Origin of the sequence: Nonomuraea bangladeshensis (assembly GCF_039529455.1) — a bacterium.
Lineage (GTDB): Bacteria > Actinomycetota > Actinomycetes > Streptosporangiales > Streptosporangiaceae > Nonomuraea > Nonomuraea bangladeshensis.
Genome location: NZ_BAAAMV010000006.1, coordinates 753,772 through 760,611 on the forward strand (window position 1 = coordinate 753,772; position 6,840 = coordinate 760,611).

General features: G+C 72.6%; 8 protein-coding genes. 5 read left to right on the forward strand and 3 right to left on the reverse strand.

Features of this window, described 5'->3' with window-relative positions; all coding sequences use genetic code 11:
* Nucleotides 1-8: 8 nt before the first annotated feature.
* From ABD292_RS22945 to ABD292_RS22955, 3 genes are read left to right on the forward strand one after another with little or no spacing between them, the layout of a single operon-like run.
* Entirely contained in the window at nt 9-872 is an 864-nt protein-coding gene (locus ABD292_RS22945; RefSeq protein WP_344210436.1) for a hypothetical protein, read from the forward strand.
* Nucleotides 869-1,252 carry a YbaB/EbfC family nucleoid-associated protein gene (locus tag ABD292_RS22950; RefSeq protein WP_344210438.1) on the forward strand — a complete coding sequence of 128 codons (384 nt, stop codon included), beginning with the start codon at nt 869-871 and terminating at the stop codon, nt 1,250-1,252. The genes ABD292_RS22945 and ABD292_RS22950 overlap by 4 nt, the downstream gene beginning before the upstream one ends.
* A 12-nt stretch (nt 1,253-1,264) precedes the next feature.
* Nucleotides 1,265-1,555: a YbaB/EbfC family nucleoid-associated protein gene (locus ABD292_RS22955; protein WP_344210480.1), complete on the forward strand. Its 291-nt coding sequence runs from the start codon at nt 1,265-1,267 to the stop codon at nt 1,553-1,555.
* Between the two features lie 67 nt (nt 1,556-1,622).
* Here the strand turns inward: ABD292_RS22955 and ABD292_RS22960 are convergent, their stop codons facing one another.
* The 3 genes from ABD292_RS22960 to ABD292_RS22970 form a co-directional block, all read right to left on the reverse strand.
* The gene (locus ABD292_RS22960) at nt 1,623-3,839 is read right to left on the reverse strand and encodes a serine/threonine protein kinase (RefSeq protein WP_344210440.1); all 2,217 of its coding nucleotides are present in this window, start codon (nt 3,837-3,839) and stop codon (nt 1,623-1,625) included.
* 131 nt (nt 3,840-3,970) lie between these two features.
* Entirely contained in the window at nt 3,971-5,122 is a 1,152-nt protein-coding gene (locus ABD292_RS22965) for a S8 family serine peptidase (RefSeq protein WP_344210442.1), read from the reverse strand.
* Between the two features lie 110 nt (nt 5,123-5,232).
* On the reverse strand, nt 5,233-5,505 hold the full coding sequence (locus ABD292_RS22970; protein WP_026214895.1) for a WXG100 family type VII secretion target: 273 nt from the start codon (nt 5,503-5,505) through the stop codon (nt 5,233-5,235).
* 144 nt (nt 5,506-5,649) lie between these two features.
* Between ABD292_RS22970 and ABD292_RS22975 the strand changes: the two genes are divergently transcribed.
* Nucleotides 5,650-6,369, forward strand: a complete 720-nt coding sequence (locus ABD292_RS22975) for an SDR family NAD(P)-dependent oxidoreductase (protein WP_344210444.1) — start codon at nt 5,650-5,652, stop codon at nt 6,367-6,369.
* 29 nt (nt 6,370-6,398) lie between these two features.
* Nucleotides 6,399-6,840: biotin carboxylase N-terminal domain-containing protein (locus ABD292_RS22980; protein ID WP_344210447.1), on the forward strand; the 442-nt coding region annotated here is incomplete at its 3' end.

The following is a 6,840-nucleotide window of genomic DNA, read 5'->3' on the forward strand; positions in this document are numbered from 1 at the left end:
GCTCCCTGATGACCACCCCGTCACACCAGCCGCCCAAGCTGATCGTGCCCGGCCAGGGCGCCACGCCCCAGGGCAACCAGCAGCTCTTCCTGGCGAACAGGAACGGCGCCGTCACCGGCGCCGTCCAGGTGAGGCCCGTCGCGGCGGCGGCCCGTACCGATCCCGGCTTCTTCAAGCGCCTGGTCACCGGGCTCAACCCGCTGCGCCAGAACAACCGGACCGCGATGGCGATGTCCGGCCTCGGCGGGGCCGCGCTGGCTCTGGACGTGGCGGCCACGCTCAACCTGGGCAACCCCTTTCTCTTCTACGACCGCCGGGAGACCTGGAAGGAGATGTCCGAAGCGCTGAAAGGCAACGGCCTGAACCTGTGGCGCGCCTACTTCGACAAGGTCCCGGCACATTGGAAGGGCACCGCCTCCGAGGCCATCGCCCAGTACATGCGGTTCAAGGTCAACGACCTGTTCGGGGAGCTCGGCAAGGTCGGCGACGAGATGAGCGGCGCGATGCACGGTCAGTACAAGGAGGTGCTGGAGTACGACCTGTCGGTCTTCGGCCTCTACGCCGCCACCGCGCCGGTCCTGCGCTCCCTGGCCACCATGAGCACCACGCACCCCGTCGCCAAGGTCGCCCTGATGACCCAGGTCGGCGTCTTCACCACCGCGCTCGGCAACCTGGTCAAGCAGTTCGCCGACGTCTACAACTCCTACGAGGGCGATCTGAACAAGCTGGAGCTGAAGCTCAACAGCCTCAGGGCCGCCTTCTACAACTCGGGCGATCCCGCGCAGGGCGCCCGCGACCTGCAACTCTCCCCCGCTCTCACCGACCCCCAGCGCGTGGGCGACATGTGGATGCCGAAGGGAGCCGACGTTTGAGCCAGATCGACGCCTTCGCCGAGGGCAGGGAGGGCGACGTCCCCGGCCTGCTGCGGGAGGTGAACGCCTGGTCGGCGCGGATCGCCGGCTCGCTGGGCGAGCTGTCCGGGGAGCGGATGGAGGGCACGGACGCGAGCGGCGCCGTCCGGGCCCGGGTGTCCGGGACCGGGCGGCTGCTGGGGCTGCACCTCGACGCGAAGAAGCTGCGGGAGCTGGACCACGTCCGGCTCGCCGAGGCCGTCAAGGAGGCGGTGGCCGCCGCCCAGGGCAGCCTCGGCGAGCGCCTGGAGGAGCTGACGGCCGCCCTGTCCGGCCCGTACGGCGGCGGCCCGGACGATCCGCTGGCGGCGCACGTCGAGCGCGTCATGCGGGAGGGATGAGCGGTGCGCGAGATGGACGAGGCGATGGCCCGGCTGGAGGCGCTGATGGCCACCGCGCGGCGGGCCGAGGAGGCGGTGGCGGAGTGGAGCGCCCGCCGCTTCACCGGCCGCGCCGACGAGGGCCGGATCGAGGCCACGACGGACGCCCTCGGCGTCCTGCTCGACCTGCGGATCCATCCGCTGAGCCGGGCCCGGCTGGACGCGCGGCGACTGGCCGACGCGATCACGTCGGCGATCGTGCGGGCCGAGGAGGCCGCCGAGGCCGCCAGGAACGCCCTGGTGCCCGGCCTTCCCCGCGCCTGAGCGGGCCCCGTACGACGAGAAACCCCCTCCGGTGCCGTCCGGAGGGGGTTTCTGGCGCTGTCGCGGGTCAGCCGCAGTTGGCCCAGCCGGCGCTGGTCGACGCGGAGCCGACGCTGCCGGAGAAGCGGACGCACTTGCCCTTGCCGTTCAGCTTGACCGGCCCGGCGTAGTACTCGAAGTTGCCGCTCTGGTTCTTGGAGCCGCCGCCCTGGACCTCCAGGGTGACGCTCACCGGGGTGGACTTCCCGACCTCGGACGTCTTCATCGTCACCACGCAGTTCTCACCGGTGGAGGCGTTGTAGAGCTGGAAGGTCTCGCCAGTGCTGAACGCCTGCTTGCGCTGCACGTAGAAGCCCTCGCCGCAGACCTGCGCCGGCGTGTACGGGTTCCTGATCACCGGAGACACGGTCGTCGGGGCCGCCGTCGGGCGGGCGGACGGGGTCCGCGTCTGCGTCGGCCGGACCGTCGGCCGGGCGGTCGGCGTCTGCGTGCGCGTGATGGTCGGCCTGTGGGTCGGGGTGGCCGACGGCGCGCGACGGGTCGGGGTGGCCGACGGGGTCGTGGACGGGACAACCGTGGGGGTGGGGGCCGGGGTCTCCGTGACGGTCGGCGTCGGCGTGGCCGTGACGGTGACCGTCGGGCCGGCCGTCGGCGTCTCCGACGGTCCCATGGTGCTCACGTTCGAGTTCGACGGCGTCGGAGTCGGCGTCTCCCGGGCCGTCACGGTCACCGTGGGCTGGGGCGCGGCGGTCTGGGTCGGGGCCGGCTGCGTGGTGACCGGCGGCTGCGCGACCGGCTGGGTGTTGATCGGCAGCGGCGACGGCACCGTGCTGTACTCGGGCGGCGTCGGCGCCTGCGAGGTCCAGTCGCTGGGCAGCGTCATGGGGCCGACGTCGTTCTGGTCGGCGCCCGGCGTGTTCGCCCAGGGAACGGTGACCTCGGGCTGGTTCTGCCCGGTCTGGTCCTGGTTGTTCGGCTGGGGCAGGCCGTTCTGGTTGGTGTTCGCGTTGGTGTCGCCGGCCCCGGCGGGGCCCTGCGTCTTCTGGTCGCCCGCGGCGGCCACCGGCTCGAACTTCTGCGTGGCGGCGTACTGGTTCGCGCCCCACAGCCCGGCGCCGGACAGCAGCGCGAGCGCGCCCACGGCGGCGGCCAGGCCGAGCGGGAACTTGCGCGGCGGGCGCGAGGGGACCGTCTGCCCCTGCACCGGCGCCTGCCGCTGCTGCTCGCGCGGCGGCTCCCACATCGGCGGGGGCGGCGGCAGCGGCACGCCCTGCACCGGCTCGGGACCGGTCGGCGCGAGCCCGCCCTGCGGCGGCACGGGCGGCGGGCCCCAGGTCTGCTGCGGCGGCACGCCGTCCATCGGCAGGCCGGGTACGGGCGCGCCGGGACCCGGCACCCCCTGCGGCGGCACGCCGTCCATCGGCAGGCCGGGGACCGGCGCGCCGGGAGCGGTCAGGCCGGGGATCACCACGCCCTGCAGCGGGATGCCGTCGAGGACGACGTCCGGCCCGGGCTCCGGCTTCTGGGCGGCGACGCCGCCCCGCTTGTCGCCGAGGAGCTGCAGCAGCGCCATGTACGTGGTGGGCCGCTGCCCGGTGTCCTTCGACAGCGCCGCCTGCACGACCCGGCGCAGCGGCTCGGCGAGCGAGCCCAGCTCGGGCTCGCCGTTCAGCACCGCCTCCTCGTCCTGGCCGAAGGGCGCCTGCCCGGTCGCGGCGAAGGCGACGGTGGCGGCCCAGGCGAAGACGTCGGCGTACGGCCCGTAGGCCAGGCCCCTGAGCTGCTCCGGCGCGCGGTAGCCGATCTCGCCGACGGGCTCGCCGAGGTCGACGTCCGTGACGCGGGGACCGTCGGGACCGAGGATCACGTTGTGCGGGGTGAGTCCCCGGTGGGTGATGCCCGCCAGGTGCACGGCGGTCAGCGCGGTGAGCACGCCCACCGCGACCCGCTCCAGGGTGTCGGCGTCGAGCGGGCCGTCGGCCGCCACGGCCTCGGCCAGGCTGCGGCCCTCGACGTGCTCGCGGACCACGAAGGGGCGGCCCTCGTGGAGGCCGGCCTCGAGCGTGCGGGCCACGTACGAGCTGGACACCCGTTGCACCCCGGTGAGCCGAGCGACATCGTCGCTGCCCGCCTCATGAGCCGAGGGCAACACCTTGATCACTCTTAACGGCGCGTCGTCGGACTCCTTGCCGAGAAAGGCCGCGCCGCGCGGCCCATCGGTGAGACGTCCTGCGATGTCGTACGCGCCCAGCTTCGCGGGATCACCCGGACGCAGGGGGTGCATCTCCATCCCTTCGGTGAAAGATAGATCTTGAAGGGACATTCAACCGCATCCGCCACATTTACATCAGCGGTTTCACTAGCGAATTGACAATTCACCCACAAGTAACGCTTTGGGACACCGTGGAGTAACAGTTAGGACGCCCGTCCGGGACGCCAGCCGCGCTGCCGCCCGCGCGGGACCAGCAGCACGAGCGCGCCCGCGACCAGCATCGCCATGAGCGCCCCCGCCCCCACCGCCATCGCGACGCCGATCGCCGTCTCGTCGCGCGGCGGGGCCTTCGCCACGGCGTTGGCCGGCAGCGCGGCGGGCGGCGGCTCGGCCACCACGGGGCCGTTCGCGTCCTCGTACGGCAGCACGGCGGTGAGCGCCAGCAACGGGTTGACCATGCCCGTCCCGGTGCCGGCGCCGGAGGTGCCGTCGGCGGTGGCGATGATGCGCCGGCGCACCTGCTCCTGGTTGAGCCGGGGGAAACGGGCCCGGACCAGGGCGGCGGTGCCCGCCACGTACGGCGAGGCGAAGCTCGTGCCCTGCAGCCCGCGCATGAAGGAACGGCCCGGCCAGGGGGCGGTGATGTCGGTGCCGGGGCCGAGCACGCCGACCGGGGTGGCGGCGTTGGAGGAGTCGGCGCGGCGGCCGTCCGGCGTGGCCGCGCCCACCGCCAGCACGCCGTCGTAGGCCGCCGGGTAGGCGGGTTCGGACTCTTCGTCCGGTTTGGTGATGTTGCCGGCGGCGGCCACCACGACGATGTCGTTGTCCAGCGCCCGCTGGATCGCGGCCCGCAGCGACGGGTTGTCGGAGGCGCGCACGGACACGTTGATGACGTCCGGTTTGGCGTCCACCGCGTCGTTGATGGCGTTGACCAGGTTGGTGAGCACGCCCTCGGGCTTGTTGCTCTGCTTGAACATGAGCAGCCGGGCTTCCGGCGCGACACCGTGGAAGGAGACCCCGGCCACGTAACGGGCACCGATGATGCCGGAGACGGCGGTGCCGTGGCCGACGCAGTCGCGGTAGCCGGTGTGCGTCTCGTCCACGATCTTGGAGATCTGGACCTGCGGGTGCTGATCAAAGCCGCTGTCGAGGACCGCCACCGTCACACCCGCGCCGCGGGTGAGCCGCCAGGCGGACTTGATGTCGAGCCGTTTCTGCGCCCACGGCTCGGTGACGGGGATCTTGACGGTCCCCTTCTTCGGCTTGCAGTCGTCGTCCGCGACGGTGGCCGCCGCGGCGGGGGCCGCGGCGAGGTTCAGCGCGAGCAGGCTCGCCAGGAGGGCGCGACCGATCATGTCGAAAGAGGGTATATCGCCCGGCCCGCCCGGGTTCAACGGATCGCCCGGCCCGCCCGGGGTTCAACGGAAGGAAGCCCCGGCCGGTCGCCAGGGCCTCGTTCCGTTGCTCACTTCGTGGCGGACTCGATGTTCTGCCGGTAGGTGCCGATGACCCGCGAGGCCTCCTGCAGCTCCTCGGTCATCCGCTGGAACGCGGTGCGGTAGTTCTGCCAGGCCTGCTGGAAACGCTGCGCGCCCGGGCCCGTCCACGCGGTGCCGACCTTGGCCGCCTCGCGGTCGAGCGCGGTCATCGTGGTGCGGACCGCTTCTGACTGCTGGGTGAACTGGCTGGCCATCTGCTGCATTTCCGCGGGGTCGCCGCCGAGCATACTCTGGCTCATGCATACCTCCTGGACCGGGTGAACTGGACCGTGTGAAAGCGCCATCACACTAAGCGGGCCCACTGGTCTTCGTCCGGGTTATGCCGAGCGGCTATGGTCTACGCGAGGAACATTCGGGATTTTCACGCGGAGGTTCGTCCGGTCATGCGCGAAGTTGTGGTGACGGGCGGCGGCACCGGCATCGGTTACGCGATCGCCGCGGCGTTCGCCTCACGGGGCGAGCACGTCACGATCACCGGCCGCCGCGAGCACGTGCTGAAGGAGGCCGCGGGCCGCATCGGCGCCGACCACGTGGCCTTCAACGCCGCCAGCCCGGTCGCCGTCCAGGAAGCGCTCGGCGCGCTGCCCCAGCGCGTGGACGTGCTGGTCAACAACGCCGGTGGCAACACCAACCTCGACCGCAAGCAGCCCGGCGACCTCATGGACGTCGCCGAGGCGTGGTGGGCCAACCTCAACGCCAACCTCATGTCCGCGGTGCTCGTCACGACCGCGCTGGCCCCGCGCCTGAGCGACGGCGGGCGGGTGATCTCCATCGGCTCGATCGCCGCCCGCGGCACCGGCTCGGGCTCGTACGGCGCCGCCAAGGCCGCCCTGGAGTCCTGGACCGCCGATCTGGCCGCCGAGCTGGGCCCGCGCGGCATCACGGCCAACGTGGTCTCCCCCGGCCTCGTCCTCGACACCGAGTTCTTCCGCGGCCGCCTCACCGAGGACGGCATCAGGGCCCGTGTGGACAACACCCGCAACGGCCGCCCCGGCACGCCGTCCGACGTGGCCGACACCGTTCTGTTCCTGGCGGGCGAGGGAGCCGGGCACGTCACCGGGCAGGTGCTCCACGTCAACGGCGGCGCCTACCTGGGCCGCTGAACCATCGATTTCTGGAAGGACGGTCGTCGGTGCGGAAGGTGCTGATCGCCAATCGCGGGGAGATCGCCGTACGGGTGGCCCGCGCGTGCAAGGACGCCGGGATCGGCAGCGTGGCGGTCTACGCCGACCAGGACCTCGACGCGCTGCACGTGAGGGTCGCTGACGAGGCGTACGCGCTGGGCGGGCAGTCGCCCGCCGAGACCTACCTCGACATCGCCAAACTGCTCGACATCGCCGCCCGCAGCGGCGCCGACGCCGTGCACCCCGGCTACGGCTTCCTGTCGGAGAACGCCGCCTTCGCTCAGGCGGTCATCGACGCCGGGCTGACCTGGATCGGCCCGCCCCCCGCCGCCATCGCCGCGCTCGGCGACAAGGTGCAGGCCAGGCACATCGCCCAGAAGGTCGGCGCGCCGCTGGTCGCCGGCACCAAGGACCCGGTCTCCGGCGCGGACGAGGTCGTCGCCTTCGCCG

Bases quoted from the DNA above. Each gene is read 5' to 3' on its own strand.
- ABD292_RS22975 (WP_344210444.1), top strand. From the start codon at position 5,650: ATGCGCGAAGTTGTGGTGACGGGCGGCGGCACCGGCATCGGTTACGCG.
- ABD292_RS22955 (WP_344210480.1), top strand. From the start codon at position 1,265: ATGGACGAGGCGATGGCCCGGCTGGAGGCGCTGATGGCCACCGCGCGG.
- ABD292_RS22970 (WP_026214895.1), bottom strand. From the start codon at position 5,505: ATGAGCCAGAGTATGCTCGGCGGCGACCCCGCGGAAATGCAGCAGATG.
- ABD292_RS22965 (WP_344210442.1), bottom strand. From the start codon at position 5,122: ATGATCGGTCGCGCCCTCCTGGCGAGCCTGCTCGCGCTGAACCTCGCC.
- ABD292_RS22960 (WP_344210440.1), bottom strand. From the start codon at position 3,839: ATGCACCCCCTGCGTCCGGGTGATCCCGCGAAGCTGGGCGCGTACGAC.
- ABD292_RS22945 (WP_344210436.1), top strand. From the start codon at position 9: ATGACCACCCCGTCACACCAGCCGCCCAAGCTGATCGTGCCCGGCCAG.